Consider the following 23,736-nt stretch of genomic DNA (forward strand, 5'->3'; position numbering starts at 1 on the left):
ATTGGGCGCCGTCGGCGCCTAATGTCCAAACCACACAGGATATACGCTTTATATGAACCGGTCGTGGTCGCCGCGGGCGGCGATCGCATCCGCCGAAGGTGCCCACCATACTCCCTCGCATGGTCCCTCGCGCCCGGTTAGAATCCTCCGCCTGCCCCGTGCCAGCCGCCGCGGCCGGGCCTTCCCGCACTGCTGAAGGATCTCGTACACGATGAAAATCCTCGTCGCCTACAAGCGCGTGGTGGACTACAACGTCCGCATCCAGGTCAAGCCGGACGGCTCCGGCGTGGTCACCGAGGGCGTCAAGCTCTCCGCCAACCCCTTCGACGAAATCGCCCTGGAAGAGGCCCTGCGCCTGCGCGACGCCGGCATCGCCAGCGAGGTGGTGGTCGCCACCATCGCCCCGGCCGACGCCGCCGCGCACCTGCGCAATGGTCTGGCCATGGGCGCCAACCGCGCCATCCACGTGGTCGCCGACGCGGCGATCCAGCCCCTGACCGCCGCGCGCACCTTGCTCAAGCTGGTCGAGCAGGAGCAGCCGGACCTGGTGATCCTGGGCAAGCAGGCGATCGACGACGACGCCAACCAGACCGGGCAGATGCTGGCCACGCTGTGGGGCCGGCCGCAGGCGACCTTCGCCGGCAAGCTGGTGGTGGCCGACGGCAAGGCGACGGTGACCCGCGAGGTCGACGCCGGCCTGGAGACCCTGGAAGTGGACCTGCCGGCGGTGGTCACCACCGACCTGCGCCTGAACGAGCCGCGCTTCATCAAGCTGCCGGACATCATGAAGGCCAAGAGCAAGCCGCTGCAGACGCTGGCCTTCGCCGACCTGGGCGTGGAGGCCAACGACAGCCTCACCACCACCCACTACGCCCCGCCGGCCAAGCGCAGCCGCGGCGTGATGGTCAAGGATGCCGCCGAACTGGTGGCCGCACTCAAGCAGAAGGGGTTGCTGTAATGGCCAAGATCCTCGTCGTCGCCGAACATCTCAACGGGCAGCTCAACGCCGCCACCGCCAAGTGCGTCAGCGCCGCGCAGGCGCTGTCGGCCGAGGCCATCGACATCGTGGTGCTGGCCGCCGATCCGGCCGCGGTGGCCGCCCAGGCCGCGCAGATCGCCGGCGTCGCCCGCGTCCTCACCGTCGCCAACCCCGCCAACGCACACGCCATCGCGCAGGTGCTGGGCCCGCAGATCGCCGCGCTGGCGACCGGCTACACCCATGTGTTCGGCCCCTCCACCACCTTCGGCAAGGACCTGATGCCGGTGGTGGCCGCCCTGCTCGGCGTCAACCAGATCTCCGACCTGATGGCGGTGGACGGCGACTACGCGTTCAAGCGCCCGATCTACGCCGGCAACGCCATCATCAGCGTGCAAGCCCCGGCCGACCAGATCGTGGTCGCCACCGTGCGCAGCGCCTCGTGGCCGGAAGCGGCGCAAGGCGGCAACGCGGCGGTCGAAGCGGCCAGCGTGGACGCGACGCTGCCCAGCCACACCCGCTTCGTCGGCCTGGCCGCGGGCAAATCCGACCGCCCTGACCTGCAGAGCGCCAAGCGCGTGGTCTCCGGCGGCCGCGGCGTCGGTTCGGCGGAGAACTTTCAGATCGTCTACCAGCTCGCCGACAAGCTGGGCGCCGCGGTCGGCGCCTCGCGCGCGGCGGTCGACGCCGGCTACGTCCCCAACGAACTGCAGGTCGGCCAGACCGGCAAGATCATCGCGCCGGAGCTGTACGTGGCGGTCGGCATTTCCGGCGCCATCCAGCACCTGACCGGCATCAAGGACGCCGGCACCATCGTCGCGATCAACAAGGACGCGGAGTCGCCGATCTTCGAGATCGCCGACATCGGCCTGGTCGGCGACCTGTTCACGGTGCTGCCTGAACTGGAAAAGGCGCTGGGCTGAGTCGCGCGGAGACCCGGGGATGATGCCGCACGGCGCCGACGGCGTGCCCGCGCCGCGCCACCGTGCGGATCATCTGGCGCTGTTCGTCGTGCTGCTGTGCGGCGGCTACCTGGCCGCCCTGTGGTGGGTGGACCGCGGCAACGGCACGTTCGCCCGGCTGGGCACGATCTGGCCGTTGCTGGCAGTGGCGGTGCTGCCGGTCTCGGCCAGCTATCTGTTCCGCTTCTGGCGCTGGCGCTGGCTGCTGCAACGGCAAGGCCACGCCGTGCCGTTCTGGCTGAGCTGGGCCGCGTACCTGGCCGGTTTCGCATTGACCGCCACCCCGGGCAAGGCCGGGGAATTGCTGCGCATCCGCTATTTCGCCCGCATGGGCGTACCGGCGGGGCGGACGCTGGCGGTGTTCGTGTTCGAGCGCGCCTCCGACCTGCTGGTGATCCTGGCACTGTCACTGCTGGCCGCACCGGTCTTCCCCACCCTGGGCACGCTCGCCGCGGTGGTGCTGGGCTTCGTCGCCCTGCTGTTCGGCGCCGCCGCCTGGCCGGCCCTGCTGGCTTGGCTGGACAGCGTGGGCCAGCGACTGCCCGGTCGCTGGCTGCGGAGCGCCGCACAATTTGCGGTGTTCGCCGCTACGGAACTGCGCGCCTGCCTCGGAACGGCACAGATGCTGCGCAGCCTGATCGCCGGCATCGGCGCCTGGGGCCTGACCTCGGCGGTCTTCGTCGGGCTGTGCAGCGGCCTTGGCCTGGACCTGGACCCGTTGGTCGCGTTCGGCATCTACCCGCTGGCGATGCTGATCGGCGCACTGTCCTTCGTCCCAGGTGGGGTCGGCACCACAGAACTGGCGATCGTGCTGATGCTGGACCGGCTGGGCGTCGCCACCGCCGATGCCATCGCGGTCGCGGTCGCCGCGCGGCTGGTCACGCTCTGGTACGCGGTCGCCGTGGGCGCCCTGGCGATGGGCGCCACCGAATTCCTGCAGCGGCGCCAGCTTGCCTGAACCGCTGGTTATAATGCGGCCCCGCTATGCATCACCAGGCCGCAGCATGTCTTCCCCCCCCAGTTCTTCCGCCGACCGCCCGGCTGTCTCAGGGCGCGCGCTTTGCGTGGATCTGGACGGCACGCTGCTGAATTCGGACATCCTCTACGAGTCCCTGCTGGCCCTGCTGGCGCGCAATCCGCTGTACGTGTTCCTGCTGCCGCTGTGGCTGCTGCGCGGCAAGGCCGCGCTGAAGCGCGAACTGGCCGCCCGGGTCACCCTCCCGGCCGAGACCCTGCCCTACAACGAGCACGTGCTGGAGCTGCTGCGCACCACGCCGCAACGCCCGCGCGTGCTGTGCACCGCCTCCGACCAGTTGCTGGTCGCGCCGATCGCCGCGCACCTGGGCCTGTTCGAAGAGGTCATCGCCAGCGACGGCCAGCGCAACCTGTCCGGCCGCAACAAGGCCGAGGTGCTGGTGCAGCGGTTCGGCGAAGGCAATTTCGACTATGCCGGCAACGGCCGCGTGGACCTGCACGTGTGGGACAAGGCCGATGGCGCCTGGGTGGTCAACAACGGCAACGGGCTGCGCGCCGCTGCCGCGCAGCGCACCACCGTGCACGGGCACTGGCCGGCGCCGCCGCGCGCCCGCGCCTGGCTCAAGGCGCTGCGCCTGCATCAGTGGCTGAAGAACCTGCTGGTGTTCGTGCCTCTGCTCACTGCACACCGCTTCCTGGAGGGCGAATCGGTACTGCAGTCGGTGATCGCCATGGTGGCGTTCGGACTGTGCGCCTCCGGCGTCTACGTGCTCAACGACCTGCTCGACCTCACGCCCGACCGCCAGCATCCGCGCAAGCGCAAGCGGCCGTTCGCCGCCGGCCGGCTGCCGCTGCTGCAGGGCCTGTTCGCCGCACCCGCGCTGACCGTGGCCGGACTGGCGCTGTCGCTGGCCTGCAACCTGCACTTCACCCTGGTATTGCTGGCCTACTACGTGATGACGCTGGCGTACTCGCTGCGGCTCAAGCGCATCGTGATGATCGACGTAGTGCTGCTGGCGGCGCTGTATACCGTGCGCATCATCGGCGGCGCGGTGGCCATCGACCTGGAACTGTCGTTCTGGCTGTTGGCGTTCTCGATGTTCATCTTCCTCTCGCTGGCGCTGCTCAAGCGCTACACCGAACTGCACGCGATGCTGGGCAGCGGCAAGACCAAGGCCAGCGGGCGCGCCTATTCGGTGGAAGACCTGGTGCTGCTGCAGTCGATGGGCGCGGCGGCCGGCTACATCGCGGTGCTGGTGATGGCGCTGTACATCAACAGCCCGGCGAGCATGTCGTTGTATCGCCACCCGCAAATACTCTGGCTGATCTGCCCGGTGCTGCTGTACTGGGTCAGCCGGGTCTGGATCGTGGCGCACCGCGGCGACATGCACGACGACCCGATCGTGTTCGCCGCCACCGACCGGGTCAGCCAGGTGGTCGTGGTGTTGTGCGGGCTGTTCGCGCTGAGCGCCATCTGATGGCCGATGCTGGGCAGTCCTGGGGACGCTATCCGCACGCGACGCAGACGCTGCTGCCGATCGCCGACCGGGCGGCGGCCCTGCCGGCCTTCGCCGGCAACGCGCTGCCGCGCGGAAACGGCCGCAGCTACGGCGACAGTTGCCTCAATCCCGACGGCACCCTGCTGTGCGCGCGCGGCCTGGACCGCTTCATCGGTTTCGACCCGGCGTCCGGCCTGCTGCGCTGCGAGGCCGGGGTCACGCTCGCCGAGATCATCGATCTGGTCCTGCCGCAGGGCTGGTTCCTGCCGGTGACGCCGGGCACCCGCTACGTCACCGTGGCCGGCGCCATCGCCAACGACGTGCATGGCAAGAACCATCACCGCACCGGCAACTTCGGTCACCACGTGCGCGCCTTCGAGCTGCTGCGCAGCGACGGCAGTCGCCGCCTGTGCACGCCCGACGCCGATGCCGACGGCTGGTTCGCGGCCACGGTCGGCGGACTCGGCCTGACCGGGCTGATCACCTGGGCGGAGATCCAGTTGCGCCGCGTGCCGGGTCCGGCGCTGGAGACGGAGAACATACGCTTCGGCTCGCTCGACGAGTTCTTCGCGTTGTCCGCGGCCTCGGCCGACAGCCACGAGTACAGCGTCGCCTGGATCGACTGCCTGGCCAGCGGCCGCGCCCGCGGCCGCGGCCATTTCACCCGCGCCGATCACTGCGCCGGCCTGCCCGAGGAACGCCCGGCCTCGCCCGGCAAGGGCCTGGCGATGCCGCTGACCCCGCCCGTCTCGCTGGTCAACAAGCTGTCGCTGCGGCCGTTCAACGCGCTGTACTACTGGCGCCAGCCCGCACGCAGCAAGCGCCGGCTGAGCCACCTGTTGCCGTTCTTCTACCCGCTGGACGGCATCCGTCACTGGAATCGCATGTACGGCCCGCGCGGCTTCCTGCAATACCAGTGCGTGCTGCCGCCGGCCACCGCGCGCGACGGCGTGGACGCGCTGCTGGCGGAAATCGCCCGCAGCGGCAGCGGTTCCTTCCTGGCCGTGCTGAAGGAATTCGGCGACGTGCCTGCACGCGGCATGCTGTCCTTCCCGCGACCGGGCACCACGCTGGCGCTGGATTTCCCCAACGATGGCGCCGACGTGCTGCGCCTGCTGGAGCGGCTGGACCGGATTGTCGACGCCGCTGGCGGCGCTCTGTACCCTGCCAAGGACGCGCGCATGTCCGCCGCCTCGTTCCAGCGCGCCTATGCCCGCTGGCAGGACTTCAGCCGCTATCTCGATCCCCGCTTTTCTTCCGGCTTCTGGCGCCGGGTCACGGAGTGAACATGCAACGCGTCCTCATCATCGGCGCCACCTCGGCCATCGCCGAGGCCACCGCCCGGCACTACGCTGCGCGCGGCGCGGCCATCCACCTGCTCGGCCGCCAGGCCGCGCGCCTGGACGCGATCGCGTCGGACCTGTCGGCGCGCGGCGGCAAGGCCAGCGTCGGCGTGCTCGACGTCAACGACAGCGCCGGCCATGCGGCGGCCTTCGATGCCGCCTGGGCCGCGCTGGGTGGCGTGGACGTGGTACTGATCGCCCACGGCACGCTGCCCGACCAGGCCGCGTGCGACGCCTCGGTCGAACTTTCGATGCGCGAGTTCGCCACCAACGGCACCTCGACCATCGCGCTGTGCGCCGCGCTGGTGCCGCGCCTGCGCGCGGGTGCGACGCTGGCCGTGATCTCCTCGGTGGCCGGCGACCGCGGCCGCGCCAGCAATTACCTGTACGGCAGCGCCAAGGCCGCGGTCAGCGCCTACCTGAGCGGCCTCGGCCAGCGCCTGCGCCCGGAAGGCATCAATGTGCTCACGATCAAGCCGGGTTTCGTCGATACGCCGATGACCGCCGCCTTCAAGAAGGGCGCGCTGTGGGCCAAGCCCGACCAAATCGCCAAGGGCATCCTGCGCGCGGTCGACGGCCGCCGCGCGGTCGCCTACCTGCCCGGTTTCTGGTGGGCGATCATGTTCGTCATCAAATCCATTCCCGAATTCGTCTTCCGCAGGATCAAGCTCTGACATGACCGACAAACACGCCAAGATCGTCATCACCGGCGCCGCGGGCCTGGTCGGCCAGAACCTGATCGTCGAACTGGAGCAGCAGGGCTACACCCAGCTGGTGGCGATCGACAAGCATGCACACAACCTGCAGATCCTGCGCGAACTGCATCCGGCCGTGCGCGTGGTCGAGGCAGATCTGGCCGAGCCTGGCGACTGGGCACGCGAATTCGAGGGCGCGGCGTGCGTGGCCCAGTTGCACGCGCAGATCACCGGCAAGACCACCGACCTGTTCACCCGCAACAACCTGACCGCGACCGCGCACGTGCTCGATGCCTGCCGCGCGGCGAAGGTGCCGTACCTGGTGCACATCAGCTCCTCGGTGGTGAACTCGGTGGCCAAGGACGACTACACCAACACCAAGCGCGCGCAGGAAGAGATGGTGGTCGCCAGCGGCCTGCGTCACTGCGTGCTGCGCCCGACCCTGATGTTCGGCTGGTTCGACCCCAAGCACCTGGGCTGGTTGTCGCGCTTCATGGCCAGGACCCCGGTGTTCCCGATCCCGGGCGATGGCCGCTTCATGCGCCAGCCGCTGTACGAACGCGACTTCTGCCGCTGCATCGCCAAGTGCATCGAGCGCGAACCCGACGGCGATGTCTACGACATCGTCGGCGACACCCGCGTGGACTACGTCGACATCATCAAGACGATCAAGCGGGTCAAGAAACTGCACACCCTGATCGTGCATATCCCGATCGGCTTCTTCGCCTTCCTGCTGCGCGTGTATTCGCTCTTCAGTTCCAAGCCGCCGTTCACCGCCGACCAGTTGAAGGCGCTGAGCGCCGGCGACGACTTCAAGGGCGTCGATACCGAAGCGGTGTTCGGCGTGCGCCAGACGCCGTTCGAAGACGCGATCCGCGAAAGCTATACCGACCCGCGCTACAGCCACATCGTGCTCAAGCGCTGAACCGTCATACGAGACCAGAACCATGAGTACATTCGCGATCGTCGGCAGCGGCCCCATGGGCCTGATGGCTGCCATGGAACTGCTGAAGAAGGGCCACCAGGTCGACGTCTACGAGCGCGACGACCGCATCGGTGGCATGTCCGCGGACTTCGACTTCGACGGCCTGCGCATCGAGCGCTACTACCACTTCATCTGCAAGACCGATTTCCCGCTGTTCAAGCTGCTCGAGGACCTGAAGCTGTCCGACCGCCTGCACTGGACGGACACCAAGATGGGCTACTACTACCAGGGCAAGCTGCACAAGTGGGGCACGCCGTTCGCGCTGCTCGGCTTCCCGCACCTGGGGCTGGTCGACAAGATCCGTTACGCCCTGCACGTCATGCACACCAAGGGCATCAGCGACTGGACCGCGCTGGACAAGGAGAACGCACGCAACTGGATCACCCGCTGGATCGGCCCCAAGGCCTACAAGGTGATGTGGGAAAAGGCGTTCGCGCTGAAGTTCTTCGAATACCAGAACGACCTGTCCGCGTCGTGGATCGGCACCCGCATCAAGCGCGTGGCGCTGTCGCGACGCAACCTGTTCAACGAAAGCATGGGTTATCTGGAGGGCGGCTCGGCCGTGCTGCTGGAACGCATGGCGGCGGAAGTGACGCGCCTGGGCGGACGCATCCTGCTGTCGCAACCGATCGAGGAAGTCGCCTCGGTCGACGGCAAGGTCACAGGCATCCGCACCCGCGACGGCCATCATGCCTATGACGGCGTGGTGTCGACGGCCCCGATCCAGTACGTGCCCGGCATGGTTCCCGGCCTGCCCAAGACCTTCGCCGACCAGGTCGCCGCGATCGAGAACATCCCGGTCGCCTGCGTGATCCTGAAGCTGTCCAAGCCGGTCAGCGAGAACTTCTGGATGAACATCAGCGACGAGCGGATCGCCATCCCCGGCCTGATCGAGTACAGCAACCTCAACCCCGGCAAGGGGCCGGGCGAGCACATCGTGTATGCGCCCTACTACATGCCCAAGACCCACCCCAAGTGGCAGTGGAGCAATCAGCAACTGATCGACGAGGTCATCAGTTACCTGCCGATGATCAATCCGGACTTCAAGCCGGAGTGGATCCGCGCGACCCATTGCCATCGCTACGAATATGCGCAGACCATCTGCCCGCCTGGCTTCCAGGACATGCTGCCGCCGATGAAAACGCCGCTGCGCGGTTTCTACATGGCGGATACGGCGTACTACTACCCGGAAGATCGCTCGATCAACGAGAGCATCGACGTCGGCAGGCGCCTGGCCGAGGTCGCGGCGAGCGCATGATCAGCAAGCGCTTCTTCTTCTTCCTGTTGTCCGGCGGCATCGCTGCCGCCGCCAACTTCGGCTCGCGCATCCTCTTCAGCCTCTGGTTTCCGTATGCGGCGGCGATCGTCCTGGCCTATCTGGTCGGCATGACCACGGCCTTCATCCTGATGCGCAAGCTGGCGTTCAAGGAAACCTCCAACACCAAGCGCACGCAGATCGCCTGGTTCGTCGTGGTCAACGCCGTCGCCCTGCTGCAGACCCTGGCGATCAGCCTGTTGCTGGCGAAATGCGTGTTCCCCTGGCTCGGCATCCGCTATCTGGACGAAACGATCGCCCATGCGATCGGCGTCGCCGTGCCTGTGGTCACCAGCTATCTGGGCCACAAATATTTATCGTTCAAGAACTGATCCGACTCCCGCCTCGCCGCTATATGGCGGATGGCCTTCGACCTCCGCCCCATCCGTCACCGAGCAGGCATGTCATGACGTTTTCTTCCCAACTGTCCCCGCAAGGCGTCATGCGTTTCGCAACGAGATTCCTGCTTCCCTGGCTGGCGCTGACTTGCTTTCTGGGAGCGTTCTATCACGTGTCCGGATTGAACATTCAACCATTCAGGGCCGAGTCCGGGCGCTTTATCGCCTGGGCACACAGTGGTGACCTCTCGGAGTTTCTCGAAACCCATATCTACGCGTCGTACAGTGGCCACTACACGCCACTGTATTTCGCCGCCGAACTCCTGCAAGCAAGGTGGTTTGGCGCCAGCGAGCAGTTATGGTTCTGGCGGCAGATACTGTTGCTCGGCCTGCTCGGTACCGCACTGGCGTCCTTGGCACGCACGACGCTAGGCGCCCTGGGCACGGACCGCAACGTGTCCCGGATGGCAAGCTATCTCCTCGCCGCCGTATTCTTGCTGCAGCCGGCGATTGCAGAGATGGTGACCTGGCCGTTCATGGCCGGACAGTTCCTTTGCCTCGCCTGCGCAGCGATGGGCCTGCGTTATCTGATCCGCGCCAGCGGCCTGGGCGACGAGCACGCATTACCGTGGGCGATGGCCTGGAGCTACGCCTCGATGCATTTTCTCGGAGTGGGCTTCGTGATCAGCGCCACCACCCTGATCACCTGCTGCGTGCTGATGTGGAGTCAGCGGCTTCCGCATCGTCTCTGGCGCATCATCGCGATCTTCACGGTGCTGACGGCCCTGCACGGCGCCATGATGACCTATGGTGCGTCCACCCAGGAACTGGCGGTGCCGCTGCAGACGTTGGTGAAGCGCTTCGGCGCGCTGTACATGGGCCTCGTGCATGGCGGGCTGCAGTCGTTATGGGCCAGTGGACGCTTCCGCTGGCCGGACGTGGAAGCCTTCCCTGTTGATGCCGTCTACGGCTTGGCCCTGCTCGCCGCACTGCTGACCTCCGCAATCGCCTTGGCTCAGCGTGCGCGCGCGCAGTCACGGCCATCACTGATGCTGGCCAGCATCGTGGTCGGTTTCCCAAGCCTCGCACTGGCGCTGTACAGCGCGCTTCCGGTGCTGCGGACCAAGGGAACCCTGGACCCCCACAGCCTGGACGGCTACCTGTTCGGCACCCGCTATCTGATCTTCGCCACCTTTTTCGCCTACGTGCCGATCAGTGCGCTCGTCGGCATCGTGGCGCGCAAGCTCGGAAAGCCGATGCTGGTGCCGCTGCTGCTCCTGTCGCTTGGATCGGCGGCAGGTACGGCGGCCTTCATTCGTATCATCATTCCGCAGATCTGGCCCTACCTGCTTACCCCCTCGGACGTGCTCTGGGCCAACGTCGTCAAGGAAGCCGAAATGCAGCAGCAGACACTGGGCTACGTGAAGGATCGCCCGTTAACCGAACTGGATCGCGAGTTCAATCCACCCATGCACCTGTATGCGCCGCTCATCGAGCAGGATCTGGGTTGCACCAAATGCATCCATTTCAAGAACAATCCCTGACCGCAGGTTCCCGCAGCTCCAGATCCTTGGCCGATCAAGCCAGCGCCTGCACGCGATACGTCCGCGATACAGGGTGCATGCGCGCTCAGCACACACAAGGCGTACCGCAGCACAGGAAGTTGGCAAAAGTTAGCGCCGGATCAGGCGCCATCAAGGGCGTTGAGGGCGTTGAGGGCGTATCCGCGGCACGCACGGACAGATGATCGGCCACAACGGCAGGAGGCAGCGCGCGACGTGCATGCGAGGCACCCCGATGAAAGGGATGCCCCGCCCATGCGCGTCGGCCGAAATGCGCTAGCGCTGATACAGCATCAGATTGAGCACCTTGCTCTCCGCATTGCCGTTGAGCATCAGCGACTCCTTGCCCTGCGCCGGATAGATCCAGACGACCAGCTTGTCGTCCCCGGACTCCCGCGCTAGTTCGTAGCGCACCACGCCACCGATCTGGCTCATGGCAAACTCGGACTCCAGCGTCACCGCCAGATAATCGTTGTCCCTGGAGCCGGCGAGGTCCGCACGCCCGATCGTGCAGCGCTCATCCTGGCAGAGCTTGAGCGAAATCTTGCCCTGCGCAGCACCACCGCTGTTGCCGATCTGCACCGCCGCCCGCTTGATGTGCAGGGTGGCCGGAGGCGCGAAGGTGCCGGCGAGCACCTGCCGATCGTTCAACGGAATCGCCACATTGGAGGAGTCGTCCATCGGCACGCGAACGGAAACATCGCCTGCCGCCAGGTACTTTTCGCATTCGCTGGTGGGATACTGTCGGCACCCGGCCAGTACCCACAGGACGGAGGCCATGGCCAGCATCGGACGCACGCGCATTTCGTTTCTCCTCGATTTCCACGTCAGGCCGATGGCAGCAAGGCGCGTGCCCGGACCCACAACAAGCCAAGATTGAGCAATAGCTGAAGAATCACACAAGCTAGCGCGACCCGATGGTTCATCCGTTCCTGCATGAATTTCATCGCGAACACGCACAACACGATACCGATGGCCTGCAGGCCATGGACCGCAGGAATCGCCGGCGCACTGAACACGCCCACCAGCAGTGCACTGGGCAGGAGCACGAAGGCGACGAGTTCCTTGGGCCTGCGACTGCCGTAGATCCATGCGCCCGCATACGCCTGAGCAATCAGCAACAAGCCCATAGCGCCAGTGATGGAGACCAGTAACTCCTGGAAGAGTTGATTCGGCACCAACGGATATGTTCCTAGATATATCGGCAGGAATGTCCGTGCTGCATTGGCGACGCGGATCCAGATCAGATCGATCAGGCCGGCCGAGCTGAGCAGGTTTTGCGCTACTAGGTCCGACGGAATCTTCAGGTACCATCGCGTCCACAGCCACCAGGGCAGTACGCAGGCGACCAAGGCCACGCCGTAGGCGATCACGTTACGCACGCATTGCGGCTTGAATCCGTCGCGAAGCAGGATGTACAGCCCGAAGCATCCGGCAAAGACGATCGCGTAGGGATGGGACCAGTACGCCATGCCCGCCAGCACACCGGCGGCGAAGGCAGAACGGCGCGACAACAACGCGTAGGCACCGAGGATCAGGAAGAAGCCGCCCAGGGATTTCGGCCAGGTGAACAGGGTCTGTGCGATGAAGTACGGGCTGCTGACGACCAGCAGCAATCCGGCCAACACATACGCGCCGCGCAGGCCGGCCCGCATAAGCAGCAGTGCCGCACCTAGCAACAGTGTGCTGTTCAACACGATGCCGACCGCGAGGAACTGCCGGAACGCGTCGTCGTCCCCCAGACTCCCGACGTCCGGCCAATCCTGGCCGACATAGCTGAATCTGGGCAGGGCGCGCGCCTGCTTGGCTGGTGGATCAAGCACAGCACGGAACGGCACGTTCACCAGCGACATCAGAATGGGGCGGTTGGACAGCTCCTGCCCGGGCATGAGCGGCCGCTCGAACGCGAACTGGATGTCCCGCAGCAGGAACTCGCTGGACAGGAACGGCAGGTAGTTATCCGCCGGAAATGCCCCCATCATCACCTGCACCTTGACGTGCAGATGATGGTTCTTGATCACGTACGGCCCGTCCGGCAACTCGCCGGGAAAGCGGACCGGCATCGACACGATCGTCATGCACGACAACGCCATGCCGATCCATGCGCCGAAACCAAGAACGGTCAGCCGCCAATGCCCGGCGAGCAACTTGCCGAGCACGCCGTGGCGATACCACTGCCAGCAGGAGAGCGCGTACAGCAGCGCAAACCCGATGCAGGCATTGAGCCGGTTGTCGCTGGGAAGCGAGACGACGAAGACGCCAAGCGCGCCATGCCCGACCACGCCCACAGCGACGGAGTACGCCAGCAGTTCCAGGCCGTGCAGCCGTCGACCAGCTTCGCTGAGCGACAGCAACCCTGCCCCAACGCCGAGCAACGACAACGCCACCGCGACGCAAAGCGCCAGGCTTCCCCACAACTCCACTGCCACGTTACCGACTCCTCACGTACGCGAACCACGTTTCCCGTTGCCGAGGCTCGGCCATCGGCCAAGCCCCGGCTTCCCCGTCAACGGCCGGCCTGCCACTCCTGCACATGCTGCAGCATCGTCTGCGCGCGGTGCAGATAAGTATGTTCGCGCAGCGTGCGCTGCTGGGCGGCCGCAGCGATCGCCAGGCAGCGGGTACGATCGCCCACCATGGCCTCTATGCACTCGCGGAACTCGCGCACGGAGTTGTAGAGCAGGACCTCGGTGCCGGGCGCATAATAATCGACGATCTCCAGGCTCTCGACGAAGAACAACTGGGTCGTGCCCGCCATCGCCGCTTCAAACGTGCGCGGGCCCGGCGTGGAGGGGTCCAGCTTGAAGCGGTCGTTGGCGTAATGGTAGTCGCGCCCCATGTTGAGCGTGATCCAGGCGCGCGCATACCGATCCGAGAGCTCGTTGTTGGGCAGGCGCTGGTTGCGGCAGAACGGCAACTCCGACTCCGGCCAGCCGTCGCCCAGCACCACCGCGCCGTGTTCCTGCAACGGCTTTGCCAGATCGCGCAGCAACTTGATCCGGTTGCCGAAGGCCACGCCGCAGAAAAAGATGTTGACGTCCTTCGTCGCCGAGATCGGACGCCAGTGCGCGCGTTCGCTCGCTGCCAACGGCAGGTGGAACGCGCGCGGGTGGTCGTAGTGCTCGGCGCACCACTTGTCGTTGCTGAAGACAAGATCGGCAACGTCCTTGATCTTGTAGCTGAAATCGAACTCGTAAGGGTCGTCGTGCAGCCAGAACACCAGCGTTGCCCCGGTCTGCGCGCAGTAGCGCTTGATGCCGCTGTAATCGGCATCGTCGGGCATGCACGAACCGAAGCACACCACCAACTCCGGCCTGGCCGACGACGCCTTGGTCGCCGCGTGCTCGAGCGGCACGTTCACCACCGATTCGATCCCGCGCAACTGCCAGAAACCTTCGGCCACGTAGCTGCGCAGCACCACGTTGCGATTCTGATTGTCCGGCGAGGCGCCGCAGACCAGGACGCGAGAGGGCATGCTCATTTCGCAGCTCCAGAGAGGCGGCGCACGACCTCCGAGGCAAGCCTGCGCGCCGTGTTCACAGCGCCGTTCTTCATGAAATACCGGTACAGCCGGCGCACTCTTCCCGGCTCTGGCGTCGGCACCAACTGCGCAACCTCATTCACCACTACGGTCGCGCCGCTTGGCTGGATTGTCCATTCCCGATCCATCAGCAACACACCGATCTCCTTGAGGGTCTGCCCACGCGGTGGTGCCCCGGCGTCACGCGCGCGCCATGGCGGCAGCTGTGCCAACAGGCCGCGATAGAGTCCGCTGAGCCACTGCATATGTTCCTGGTGACCGACGCCGAGGCCGGCATGCACGTTCGCACGCAAGCGCTCGACCTCCGCGCGGTCGGCAATCAGCCTCCGTACAAGCGAGACAATCGCGCCCGATTCTCCCATCGGCAGCTTGAAACCGTTGACGCCATCGACCACTCGCTCGCCCAGAGCGCCCGTGTCCGAGACGATCGGCACCAACCCCGCGCTCCACGCCTCGGACAGGCTGATGCAGTAGGTCTCGGGCCAGATGGAGAAGTGCATCGACATCGAGAAGCCAGCCAGTATCTGCGGCAGGCTGCCCGGGCGATAAGCGCCATGCACCCGCAGATTCGGGATCTTCAGTACGTTGAAGATGTCGCTGTACGGCTCGGAAAGTCGCCCGATCACCGTGAATTCGACATTGTCCGTCCGCAGCTGATTGAAGGCATGGACCAGTTGGTCGCCGCCCTTGTTCTTGGTGAAGTTGCCGACGATGGCGATGCGCAATGGCGCATCCGGCAGTTCCGGCAGGTGCTGTGGCACCATCGCACGCTCGTCGCCAAGCGGCATCGGCACACCCATGACCCGCAGCTTGTCGCTTCCCTCCAGCAACGGATACATCGTCCTGAACAGCGCTGCCACGCCCTCGGTATTGGCATGCAGCGCATCCATCGCCAACAACATGCGTCCGAAAAAGGCCCTGCGCTTGGCCTGACTGCCCGCTCCAAGGCCGTGCGCCGCGTTCAAGCACACATCGCAGGTCTCCGCCGGCAACGCCGGGATGTTGCAGTACACCCCGCGGTAGTCCAGCAGGTTGAAGCGCGAGCAGACGACGTAGTAGTCATGCAGGCTCAACACCGCGGGAATTCCGAGCGCGGACGGAATGAAGCCGAGCGATGGCACATGGCCGATCAGATGCTGGAAATGCACCAGATCGATCTGGAACTTCTCCAGCAACCTGGAAAACACCTGTTCGCGTTCGGGGCAGGACAGCAGCGAATCGTCGAGCGTCGAAGCGCAGTCGAAGCTCTGGACCACCTGCATCGCTTCGTTGTACACCACGTAGCGCATGCCGACCGGCGTCACCGTCCGATCGGGAACGTAGAAGAACAGTTCGAATTCGTCCTTGATCGCCTGGCGCACGGAGTCCTGGTAGACCTCCACGCCGCCGTATGGCTCCACGCCGAGAATATTGTGCGACACCATCATGATGCGCCGGCGCGCCTTGGGCGCAGGCTGCAGCGAGGCCGAGGGCAGCGGCGTCACCGTCAACGCCTCCAGCTCCACGAACAGGGTCTGGACCCGGTTGGCGTACAAATGCTCGGTGCGGGCGCGCTGCTGCGCAGCGCGGGCGATCGCCAGGCGTTCCTGCGGATAGGCCAGGTAATGCTCCAGTTTCTGGATGCACTCCTGCACGCTGGAAAACCCGACGTATTCCTTGCCTTCGGTGAAGAAGTCGTCGACCCGGATGTCGGGGATGGAGGTATCCACCAACTGGAAGCCGCCCGCCAGCGCCACTTCGAAGAAGCGCGGCCCCGGCGTCTGCGCAACCGGATCGTTGCCCGAAGAAGAGAACGCACGATGCAGGGTCAGCACCGAACGGCTGCGGTTGGAAAACTTGGCGAACTCGGTGTTCGGCGTGCGCCAGTCGTACTCACTGAGTTCCATGCCCAGCTTGGGCGCGGGGATGTACGGGTTGGCGGGCAACGCCAGCTTCAGACGAATCTGGGGAATCGCGGCCTGCAGCTTGCCGAGAAACTCGGAGCGGTTCGGCCAGGCCGTGCCCGCGAAGAACAGGTCGTAGAAATAGTGACCGTCGTCGGACTCGGGCACCGCATGGAAATGGAAACGCTCATCCGCGGCGAAGGGCAGATGCCGCCCCTTGGCACCGTAGCCAGCGACACTGCCGGCATCGTTGGTGAACACCAGATCGAACAGATCTGAATTCTTCACATTGATGCTGCGCTCGTAAGGATCCTCCGTGACCCAGAGGACGGCGCGGCCGCAGACGTCCACCAGGCGCTCGACGACCGAGCGATCCAGTTCCTCGCCATCGAACGCGAGCAGCAGGTTGCACCCGTGCCGCTGCGCCTGCGCGATCGCCGACCCATAGTCGGCTTTGATCATGCACTCGACACCGCCATGTTGTTCGAGCGCCCTGGCGATGGCCAAGCATATGTAATGGTTGGGATTACTCCGCTTGGTGTCGAGGAGCAGGACGCGCCATGGCTTCATCAAAAATTCCGGGTACTGAGATCCGTGCGCGCGGACCGATTACCACAATATTAACATCATTGGGCACCAGTGAACATTCGCTTCATGGCCCGCAACGGCGCCATCAGACGCCAGCTGAACGAAGCGCGCATCCTTTCCAACGCCACCTCGTGCTGCTGCTTCTCGGCCTGAATCCGATGTATGTCCGCCTCCTTGGCCGCGAGCATTTCGGTGAGCTGCACCAGTTCTTCCTGCAGGCGCCCCATCAGCACCGGGACTTCCGCCACCTTCGCCGACAGCTCTGCACCGTGCGCCACTTCGCTGCGATACGCGGCAGCCTGTTCGTCCAGCTTTGACTGCAAGGCGGCGTGCGTTTCGCGCAAGCCCGCGAGCTCGGCAGACAGCTCGCCCTTCGTCGCTTCGCTCTCGTTCAACAACCCTGCCAGCCTGCCCTGCTCCCGCGCCAGGGTTCCGATATCCAGCTTGGTCGAGATCAGCTGCCCCACATGCTCGAACATGCGATTCACGAGAACCGGCGCGCCATCCACTTCGGTGAACGCACATAGCTGGCGCAGCGCTTCGGGCTGGTCCTCGCCCACCAGCAGCACGCCCAGGCCATGGGTGTGGGTGAATTCGAACGACGGATAGCGCTGGCGAATCTCCGCCCAGTAGCGCCACACGCCGAAATCGCGCTCCCTGACGTTGATGTCGTGGAACAGCACCACGGCGCGCTTGGACAGCTTGCTCGCCCAGGTCTCGAAATCGTTGCGGACCGCGTCGTAGGTATGCAGCCCGTCGATGTGCAGAAGGTCCACGCTGCCGTCTTCGAAATACTCGACGGCTTCCTCGAAGCGCATGCGCATCAAACGCGAAAAGTCGGCGTAGTTGCGCTGGTGATAGTCCAGCAACGTAAAGAACACTTCGTCGCCGTACACACCCGCGTGCTCATCGCCTTCCCATGTGTCGACGGCGTAGCACTTGGCCTGGACCGCGCAGCGCTGAATCGCCTGACAGAACGCCAGGTAGGACGCACCGCGATGCGTTCCCAGCTCAACCAGGATTCCCGGACGCATTTCCTCGACCAACCATCCTGCGAACGGAATATGCCCCAGCCAGGCACTCTCCGGAGTGCATTGCGGGTGCAGGAACATCGTATTGTTAATTGGAAAATTGATCACGATTGTGCTCCGTACACGACATTCCCGAAGGGAGATGCACACTGCGCGTCATGCGGACGCGCTACTGGAACTGCGCGATGAAGGCACCGACATCGTCCTTGCATAGCAGATGTTGGCAAGCATGGATCTTTTCGATCGGCCAATCCCACCAGCGGATGGCGAGGAGCGCTTCGATCTGCTCCTCGGAAAAGCGCTTCCTGACGACCTTGGCGGGATTGCCGGCGACGATCGCGTAAGGCGGAACGTCCCTGGCGACCACGGCACCGGCGCCAACGATGGCACCATCGCCGATGCTGACGCCGGACATCACCATCGCGCCGTGTCCCAGCCAGACGTCGTTGCCGATGCGGGTCGGTCCCTTGCTGGCCGGAAGACCGTCGCGCTTGGCGAGCGGATCGCCAAAGGCGATCCGCAGGGGGAACGTCGTCACCCAGTCGCTGCGGTGCTCGCCGCCACCGAAGATGACCACCTCGTCGGCGATCGAGCAGAACGCGCCAATGGCGATGGATTCGTCCTCGGCCCAGACCTTCAGCGCAGGGTTGCCGTAGGTGAAGCGTCCCACGCTGATGCGCGGATCGTCGCTACTGAGCAGCGCGATCCTGCTTTGGTAGGTATCGTTCATTGGGAGTCCGCAATCTTCATCTGCACCCGCTCGAACGGAATGCCGACCAATCCGTAGCGCAGGGTCGGGGAAGACACCTTGAGGATCACCGCATCGTGCAGCCAGTGGTGCTGCGTGTTGGTCAGGGGATCGCCTTCGGCGACCGAGACGGTCATGGAGTAGTCCCCGTTCGGCAGCAATGGCAGGTGGAAGACGAACTCGGCTTCCAGCTGATTGCCCGCGGCGACGTCCAGCGGCGGCTGCACATGGGTGAAAGTGTGCTCGCCGAACAAGGATTGCCCCAGGCTGTCCTTGACGAAAAAGCCCAGAATGGGACTCTTCATGTCGCGATGCACCTGGGCGACGATGCGCAGCGCGACATGCTCGCCACCGAAGAAATAGGGCCGACCAGGATCGTCGAGGTTGGTGAGCGCCACCGACGCGATGCTGGCGGCGCCCGACTGCCAGCCGTCGGAGTGGGCGATGTTGTCGAACAGCTCGAGCTTGATCTCCTCCACCGGCTTGGCCACCGGACGCGGCCCGATGGCCTTGCCCTCGCGCTGATCGAGCGCCTGCAGCTTCACCTCGTCGCCATAGCTTTCCTGCGCGCAATATTCGATGTAGGCCTGGGTGGTTTCCTGGGCCGAGGCGTGCATGCGCATGACCCCCTTGTCCAGCCACACCGCCGACTGGCAGAAGCTCAGGACCGAGCCGGTATCGTGACTGACGAACAGCAGCGTGCCGCGCTCGCGGAAGGCGCGCAGGAAGCGCATGCACTTCTGCACGAACACCGCGTCGCCGACCGCCAACGCCTCGTCAACCACCATGATGTCGGCGTCCACGTGCGCGATCACCGCGAACGCCAGGCGCACGTACATGCCGCTGGAATAGACCTTGACCGGCTGATCGACGAAATCGCCGATATCGGCGAATGCCAGGATGCGGTCCAGGCGCGCCTCGATTTCCGCATGGGTCAGGCCCAGGATGGACGCGCTCATGAACACGTTCTCGCGCCCGGTGAACTCGGGATTGAAGCCCGCGCCCAGCTCCAGCAGCGCGGCCACGCGCCCGTTCACCTGGATCGAGCCCGAGGTCGGCGCGAGCGTGCCGCAGATCATCTGCAACAAGGTCGACTTGCCCGAACCGTTGCGGCCGATGATGCCCACGGTATCGCCGCGGCGCACCTCGAAGGACACGTCCTGCAGCGCCCAGAACTCCTTGAAGTACTTGCGCGAGGCGAGGCCCAGCGAACGCCCGACCCGCGGGAACAGCGCCTGCTTGATGCGATCGTGCGGCTTGTCGTAGACCTGATAGCACTTGGAGGCGCCAGAGACGCGAATCGCCAATTCCGACATGATGGACCTTTGAATCGAAGCGGATGCTTCAGCGAGCGATTAGACGACGTCCGCGAAACCGCGGCGTACCAGTTGGAACCAGTAGTAGCCCACGTACGCGACCACGAGGCTGCCGATGGAGTACTTGAGCAAACCCATCCAGTCCGGCGGCAGCCCCCACATCAGCACGTTCCGGGACTGCTCGATGATGAAGGTCAGCGGATTGAGATAGATCCACTTGCGCATGCCTTCCGGCAGCGAGGTGATCGGATACAGCGCCGGACTCATGAACAGCAGCACCGTCGCCAGCAGGCCGGTGATCTGGCCGATGTCGCGGTAGTACACACCCAGCGCGGCGAAGAACCAGGTCACTCCCGAGGCGACCATGACCAACGGTGCGACCACCAGCGGGAAGTAGAGCACCGTCAGCGGCAACCGATGCAGCAGCAGGAACTGCGCGATGAGCAACACCGCCAGGGTGATGACCATATGGAACAGCGACGACGCGACCGCCGACCAGGTCAGGATCTCCAGCGGGAACACCACCTTCTTGACGTAGCTGGCATTGGCCAGCACCAACATCGGCGCACGGCTGATGCACTCGGACAGGAAGCCGTGCACCATGATGCCGGCGAACAGGATGATCGCGAACTCGGCACGGTTCGTTTCGACGGAACCGCCCCAGCGCGCATTGAACACGTAGGAAAAGACGAAGGTGTAGACGGCCAGCATCAACAGCGGATTGAAGAACGACCAGGCCAGGCCGGCGATGGAACCGCGGTAGCGGCCCAGCACCTCGCGCTTGGCGAGCTGGTAGATCAGCTTGCGGTGCTGCGCGAAGCTGCGCAGCGCCGATGCCGGCGAAAGAGAATTGCTCATCAGGAAGTCGCCTCGTGGAACAGGTCAGGTGTGACGCACGGGCGCAAGCGCCTGCTCGAGGTCATGGCGCAAATCCCCCACATCCTCCACCCCCACGCTCAGCCGCACCAGCGCATCGCTGATGCCGAGCTGCTCGCGCCGCGCGACCGGCACCGAGGCATGGGTCATGACCGCGGGGTGGTTGACCAGGCTTTCGACGCCGCCCAGGGATTCGGCCAGGGTGAACAGGCGGGTGCGTTCGCAGAAGCGCTTGGCCGCGTCGAAGCCGCCCTTGAGCACAATCGAGACGATGCCGCCGTAGCCGGCCATCTGCCGGCCGGCCAGGGCGTGCTGCGGGTGCGAGGGCAGGCCCGGGTAGATCACCTTCTCCACCGCCGGGTGCGTCTGCAGCCACTGCGCCAGCGCCAAGGCGTTGTCGCAGTGCGCGCGCATGCGCAGCGGCAGGGTCTTCAGGCCGCGCAGCGCCAGGAAGCTGTCGAACGGGCCCTGCACGCCGCCCACCGAGTTCTGCAGGAAGGCCAGTTGCTCGGCCAGTTCGGCATTGTCGCCGACCACGGCCATGCCGCCGACCATGTCCGAGTGACCGTTGAGGTACTTGGTCGCCGAATGCACCACGATGTCCGCGCCCAGGGCCAGCGGCCGCTGCAGCAGCGGCGAGGCGAAGGTGTTGTCGACCACCACCAGCAGACCGTGCTTGCGCGCGATCGCGGCGATCGCCGCGATATCGACGATCTTCAGCATCGGATTGGTCGGGGTCTCGATCCACACCATCTTCGTGGTCGGGCGGATCGCCGCCTCGAACGCGGCCGGGTCGGTCAGGTCGACGAAACCGAACTCCAGTGCCGCGGTGCGCTTGCGCACCCGCTCGAACAGCCGGTAGCTGCCGCCGTACAGGTCGTCCATGGCGATCACGTGGCTGCCGCTGTCCAGCAGCTCGATCACCGTGGCGGTGGCGGCCATGCCAGAGGCGAAGGCGAAGCCGCGGCTGCCGCCTTCCAGGGCCGCCACGCAGCGCTCGTAGGCGAAACGGGTCGGGTTGTGGGTGCGCGAGTACTCGAAGCCCTGGTGCTCGCCGGGGCTGGACTGGGCGTAGGTGGAGGTCGCGTAGATCGGCGGCATCACCGCGCCGGTGGACGGGTCCGGGTGCTGTCCGCCATGGATGGCCAGGGTCGCCAGCGCCAGCGCGGGGCCGTCGCCATGGGGGTTCGACGTGTTGTCCGTCATGAAGGGTTACCGGAAAAGGGGCGTGATTCTAGCAGCGCGGTCTGAACGGCCCCATGCAGCGGGGCCGCGCCGACCGCAGGGATTACTGCACCCGGCGGCGCAGGTAGTTGAGCAGGTCGATCCGGGTGATCAGGCCCAGGAAGGCGCCCTCGTTCATCACGATGGCGACCTGGCCGCGGTCGAACACCGGCAGCAGGGCCTCGATCGGCGATTTGACGTCGAGCCGGTCGAGCTTGCTGACCATGGCCGTGGCCACGGGGTCGCGGAACCGCGCTTCGTCGCCATATACATGCAACAAGACGTCGCTTTCGTCGACGATGCCGACCAATTGGTCGCCTTCCATCACCGGCAGCTGCGACACGTCGTACAGCTTCATGCGCTGGTAGGCGGTGGTCAGCAGGTCCTTGGGGCCGACCACCACGGTGTCGCGCTGGCTGTACGGGCGCAGGATCAGGTCGCGCAGGTCGCCGTGCTGCGGGCGCTCCAGGAAGCCGTTGTCCAGCATCCAGTAGTCGTTGTACATCTTCGACAGGTACTTGTTGCCGGTGTCGCAGACGAACACCAGCACCCGCTTGGGTTCGGTCTGCGCGCGGCAATACTTCAGTGCCGCCGCCAGCAGGGTGCCGGTGGAGGAACCGCCGAGGATGCCCTCCTTGGCCAGCAGTTCGCGCGCGGTGTGGAAGCTCTCGGCGTCGCTGATCGAATAGGCCTTCTTGACCCGGCTGAAGTCGGAGATCGCCGGCAGGAAGTCCTCGCCGATGCCCTCCACCAGCCAGCTGCCGGACTTCTCGCTGACCGTGCCCTGCTCGATGTACTCGGTCAGGATCGAGCCGACCGGGTCGGCCAGCACCAGTTCGGTATGCGGCGAGGCGGCGGCGAAGGCGCGCGACAGGCCGGTCATGGTGCCGGAGCTGCCGCAGCCGAACACGATCGCGTCCAGCCGGCCGTCCATCTGCCGCAGGATCTCCGGGCCGGTGCCGAACTCGTGCGCGGCCGGGTTGTCGGGGTTGCCGAACTGGTTGATGAAGTAGGCCCCCGGGGTCTCGGCGGCGATGCGCGCGGCCAGGTCCTGGTAGTACTCGGGGTGGCCCTTGGCCACGTCGGAGCGGGTCAGCACCACCTCGGCGCCCATCGCCTTGAGGTTGAAGATCTTCTCCCGGCTCATCTTGTCCGGGACCACCAGGATCAGCTTGTAGCCCTTCTGCTGGGCGACCAGGGCCAGGCCGATGCCGGTATTGCCGGCGGTACCCTCGACCAGCACCGCACCGGGCTTGAGGTCGCCGCGGCGCTCGGCCGCCTCGATCATCGACAGGCCGATGCGGTCCTTGATCGAACCGCCGGGATTGGCGCTTTCCAGCTTCAGGTACAGCTCGCACACACCGGTGTCGAGCTTGCTGGCCTTGACGATGGGGGTGTCGCCGATCAGGTCGAGTACGGAGGAGTGAATGGCCATCGGGTCCGAATGCGTCGCGCCGCGGCAGCGGCTGGACCGGGCATTATCCGCGCTCGGGGAGGGAAAGTCAGAGAATGCGCGTGGCGCAGACGAAAAAAGCCGCGATCGCGGCCTTCGGCAGGGGGATGACGCGGACGGTGGCAAGCCGACGAGGAGGCCAGCCACCGCCCGCGACAAGGGGAAATGATACGGTCAGTGCGGCTTCTGCTCGTAAAGGCGCAGCAGCTTTTCCTTGGCGGCGAGCTTTTCGCGCTTCATCTGCGCCAGGGTGACGTCGTCGATCGGCAGCACGCCGAGCTCGGCGTCCATGCACTTCTTGTCCAAGGTCTTGTGGCGCTGGTAGAGCTGCTTGAACTCCGGATCGGACTTGATCAACGCGTCGATTTCGGTCTGCGGTTGCCCTTCGAACATAGGAATAGCCTCCTTCAGCTGGAAACAAGAACG

Annotated in this window: 21 protein-coding genes; 10 read left to right on the forward strand and 11 right to left on the reverse strand. The window is 65.4% G+C overall.

The genetic code is table 11. From position 1 onward, the window contains the following. Positions 1-211: 211 nt before the first annotated feature. From AC1PK7_RS18360 to AC1PK7_RS18405, 10 genes are all read left to right on the forward strand, one after another. On the forward strand, positions 212-958 hold the full coding sequence (locus AC1PK7_RS18360; protein ID WP_010340209.1) for an electron transfer flavoprotein subunit beta/FixA family protein: 747 nt from the start codon (positions 212-214) through the stop codon (positions 956-958). Next, a complete protein-coding gene (locus AC1PK7_RS18365) occupies positions 958-1,899 on the forward strand; it encodes an electron transfer flavoprotein subunit alpha/FixB family protein (protein ID WP_420007971.1) in 942 nt (313 codons plus the stop codon). Before AC1PK7_RS18360 ends, AC1PK7_RS18365 begins: the two co-directional genes overlap by 1 nt. Positions 1,900-1,918: 19 nt before the next feature. Continuing rightward, the gene (locus tag AC1PK7_RS18370; RefSeq protein ID WP_481099060.1) at positions 1,919-2,896 is read left to right on the forward strand and encodes a lysylphosphatidylglycerol synthase transmembrane domain-containing protein; all 978 of its coding nucleotides are present in this window, start codon (positions 1,919-1,921) and stop codon (positions 2,894-2,896) included. A gap of 106 nt (positions 2,897-3,002) precedes the next feature. Then, on the forward strand, positions 3,003-4,391 hold the full coding sequence (locus tag AC1PK7_RS18375) for a UbiA family prenyltransferase (RefSeq protein ID WP_481100933.1): 1,389 nt from the start codon (positions 3,003-3,005) through the stop codon (positions 4,389-4,391). After that, positions 4,391-5,698, forward strand: coding sequence for an FAD-binding oxidoreductase (locus tag AC1PK7_RS18380; RefSeq protein WP_481099061.1), 1,308 nt, complete (start codon positions 4,391-4,393; stop codon positions 5,696-5,698). The genes AC1PK7_RS18375 and AC1PK7_RS18380 overlap by 1 nt, the downstream gene beginning before the upstream one ends. A 2-nt stretch (positions 5,699-5,700) precedes the next feature. Beyond that, entirely contained in the window at positions 5,701-6,429 is a 729-nt protein-coding gene (locus tag AC1PK7_RS18385; protein WP_481099062.1) for an SDR family oxidoreductase, read from the forward strand. 1 nt (position 6,430) lies between these two features. Then, positions 6,431-7,375, forward strand: coding sequence for an NAD-dependent epimerase/dehydratase family protein (locus AC1PK7_RS18390; protein ID WP_481099063.1), 945 nt, complete (start codon positions 6,431-6,433; stop codon positions 7,373-7,375). Between the two features lie 22 nt (positions 7,376-7,397). After that, positions 7,398-8,693: an NAD(P)/FAD-dependent oxidoreductase gene (locus tag AC1PK7_RS18395; RefSeq protein ID WP_481099064.1), complete on the forward strand. Its 1,296-nt coding sequence runs from the start codon at positions 7,398-7,400 to the stop codon at positions 8,691-8,693. Beyond that, positions 8,690-9,082: a GtrA family protein gene (locus AC1PK7_RS18400; protein ID WP_481099065.1), complete on the forward strand. Its 393-nt coding sequence runs from the start codon at positions 8,690-8,692 to the stop codon at positions 9,080-9,082. The genes AC1PK7_RS18395 and AC1PK7_RS18400 overlap by 4 nt, the downstream gene beginning before the upstream one ends. A gap of 74 nt (positions 9,083-9,156) precedes the next feature. After that, positions 9,157-10,632, forward strand: coding sequence for a hypothetical protein (locus AC1PK7_RS18405; protein ID WP_481099066.1), 1,476 nt, complete (start codon positions 9,157-9,159; stop codon positions 10,630-10,632). A 294-nt stretch (positions 10,633-10,926) separates the two neighbouring features. On the opposite strand, the gene AC1PK7_RS18410 is transcribed toward AC1PK7_RS18405, so the two are convergent. The 11 genes from AC1PK7_RS18410 to AC1PK7_RS18460 all read right to left on the reverse strand — a co-directional run bounded on the left by AC1PK7_RS18410 (position 10,927) and on the right by AC1PK7_RS18460 (position 23,703). Beyond that, positions 10,927-11,454 carry a hypothetical protein gene (locus AC1PK7_RS18410; protein WP_481099067.1) on the reverse strand — a complete coding sequence of 176 codons (528 nt, stop codon included), beginning with the start codon at positions 11,452-11,454 and terminating at the stop codon, positions 10,927-10,929. A 23-nt stretch (positions 11,455-11,477) separates the two neighbouring features. Then, the gene (locus AC1PK7_RS18415) at positions 11,478-13,079 is read right to left on the reverse strand and encodes a hypothetical protein (RefSeq protein ID WP_481099068.1); all 1,602 of its coding nucleotides are present in this window, start codon (positions 13,077-13,079) and stop codon (positions 11,478-11,480) included. 77 nt (positions 13,080-13,156) lie between these two features. Beyond that, entirely contained in the window at positions 13,157-14,131 is a 975-nt protein-coding gene (locus AC1PK7_RS18420) for a CgeB family protein (protein WP_481099069.1), read from the reverse strand. After that, entirely contained in the window at positions 14,128-16,644 is a 2,517-nt protein-coding gene (locus AC1PK7_RS18425; protein ID WP_481099070.1) for a glycosyltransferase family protein, read from the reverse strand. Before AC1PK7_RS18425 ends, AC1PK7_RS18420 begins: the two co-directional genes overlap by 4 nt. A 56-nt stretch (positions 16,645-16,700) precedes the next feature. After that, entirely contained in the window at positions 16,701-17,801 is a 1,101-nt protein-coding gene (locus AC1PK7_RS18430) for a class I SAM-dependent methyltransferase (protein WP_481099071.1), read from the reverse strand. Positions 17,802-17,862: 61 nt separating this feature from the next. Next, complete coding sequence (locus tag AC1PK7_RS18435; RefSeq protein ID WP_481099072.1) at positions 17,863-18,423, reverse strand: CatB-related O-acetyltransferase; 561 nt, start codon at positions 18,421-18,423, stop codon at positions 17,863-17,865. Continuing rightward, positions 18,420-19,757 carry an ABC transporter ATP-binding protein gene (locus tag AC1PK7_RS18440; RefSeq protein ID WP_481099073.1) on the reverse strand — a complete coding sequence of 446 codons (1,338 nt, stop codon included), beginning with the start codon at positions 19,755-19,757 and terminating at the stop codon, positions 18,420-18,422. The genes AC1PK7_RS18435 and AC1PK7_RS18440 overlap by 4 nt, the downstream gene beginning before the upstream one ends. Positions 19,758-19,796: 39 nt before the next feature. Next, positions 19,797-20,615, reverse strand: coding sequence for an ABC transporter permease (locus AC1PK7_RS18445; RefSeq protein WP_420007986.1), 819 nt, complete (start codon positions 20,613-20,615; stop codon positions 19,797-19,799). 24 nt (positions 20,616-20,639) lie between these two features. Continuing rightward, positions 20,640-21,839 (reverse strand): cystathionine gamma-synthase, encoded by a 1,200-nt coding sequence (locus AC1PK7_RS18450; protein WP_481099074.1) that lies wholly within the window; start codon positions 21,837-21,839, stop codon positions 20,640-20,642. A gap of 82 nt (positions 21,840-21,921) precedes the next feature. Further along, a complete protein-coding gene (locus AC1PK7_RS18455; RefSeq protein ID WP_010340227.1) occupies positions 21,922-23,292 on the reverse strand; it encodes a pyridoxal-phosphate dependent enzyme in 1,371 nt (456 codons plus the stop codon). Between the two features lie 192 nt (positions 23,293-23,484). Then, positions 23,485-23,703 (reverse strand): HP1242/YdcH family protein, encoded by a 219-nt coding sequence (locus tag AC1PK7_RS18460; RefSeq protein WP_010340228.1) that lies wholly within the window; start codon positions 23,701-23,703, stop codon positions 23,485-23,487. Positions 23,704-23,736 lie beyond the last annotated feature (33 nt).

This window comes from Xanthomonas sp. NCPPB 3174, assembly GCF_056725205.1.

Excerpts from the sequence above, each read along its gene's own strand:
- AC1PK7_RS18370 (WP_481099060.1), top strand. The coding sequence starts at position 1,919 with ATGATGCCGCACGGCGCCGACGGCGTGCCCGCGCCGCGCCACCGTGCG.
- AC1PK7_RS18390 (WP_481099063.1), top strand. The coding sequence starts at position 6,431 with ATGACCGACAAACACGCCAAGATCGTCATCACCGGCGCCGCGGGCCTG.
- AC1PK7_RS18365 (WP_420007971.1), top strand. The coding sequence starts at position 958 with ATGGCCAAGATCCTCGTCGTCGCCGAACATCTCAACGGGCAGCTCAAC.
- AC1PK7_RS18425 (WP_481099070.1), bottom strand. The coding sequence starts at position 16,644 with ATGAAGCCATGGCGCGTCCTGCTCCTCGACACCAAGCGGAGTAATCCC.
- AC1PK7_RS18460 (WP_010340228.1), bottom strand. The coding sequence starts at position 23,703 with ATGTTCGAAGGGCAACCGCAGACCGAAATCGACGCGTTGATCAAGTCC.
- AC1PK7_RS18435 (WP_481099072.1), bottom strand. The coding sequence starts at position 18,423 with ATGAACGATACCTACCAAAGCAGGATCGCGCTGCTCAGTAGCGACGAT.
- AC1PK7_RS18405 (WP_481099066.1), top strand. The coding sequence starts at position 9,157 with ATGACGTTTTCTTCCCAACTGTCCCCGCAAGGCGTCATGCGTTTCGCA.
- AC1PK7_RS18380 (WP_481099061.1), top strand. The coding sequence starts at position 4,391 with ATGGCCGATGCTGGGCAGTCCTGGGGACGCTATCCGCACGCGACGCAG.
- AC1PK7_RS18455 (WP_010340227.1), bottom strand. The coding sequence starts at position 23,292 with ATGGCCATTCACTCCTCCGTACTCGACCTGATCGGCGACACCCCCATC.
- AC1PK7_RS18400 (WP_481099065.1), top strand. The coding sequence starts at position 8,690 with ATGATCAGCAAGCGCTTCTTCTTCTTCCTGTTGTCCGGCGGCATCGCT.
- AC1PK7_RS18440 (WP_481099073.1), bottom strand. The coding sequence starts at position 19,757 with ATGTCGGAATTGGCGATTCGCGTCTCTGGCGCCTCCAAGTGCTATCAG.
- AC1PK7_RS18385 (WP_481099062.1), top strand. The coding sequence starts at position 5,701 with ATGCAACGCGTCCTCATCATCGGCGCCACCTCGGCCATCGCCGAGGCC.
- AC1PK7_RS18420 (WP_481099069.1), bottom strand. The coding sequence starts at position 14,131 with ATGAGCATGCCCTCTCGCGTCCTGGTCTGCGGCGCCTCGCCGGACAAT.
- AC1PK7_RS18445 (WP_420007986.1), bottom strand. The coding sequence starts at position 20,615 with ATGAGCAATTCTCTTTCGCCGGCATCGGCGCTGCGCAGCTTCGCGCAG.
- AC1PK7_RS18360 (WP_010340209.1), top strand. The coding sequence starts at position 212 with ATGAAAATCCTCGTCGCCTACAAGCGCGTGGTGGACTACAACGTCCGC.
- AC1PK7_RS18450 (WP_481099074.1), bottom strand. The coding sequence starts at position 21,839 with ATGACGGACAACACGTCGAACCCCCATGGCGACGGCCCCGCGCTGGCG.
- AC1PK7_RS18410 (WP_481099067.1), bottom strand. The coding sequence starts at position 11,454 with ATGCGCGTGCGTCCGATGCTGGCCATGGCCTCCGTCCTGTGGGTACTG.
- AC1PK7_RS18395 (WP_481099064.1), top strand. The coding sequence starts at position 7,398 with ATGAGTACATTCGCGATCGTCGGCAGCGGCCCCATGGGCCTGATGGCT.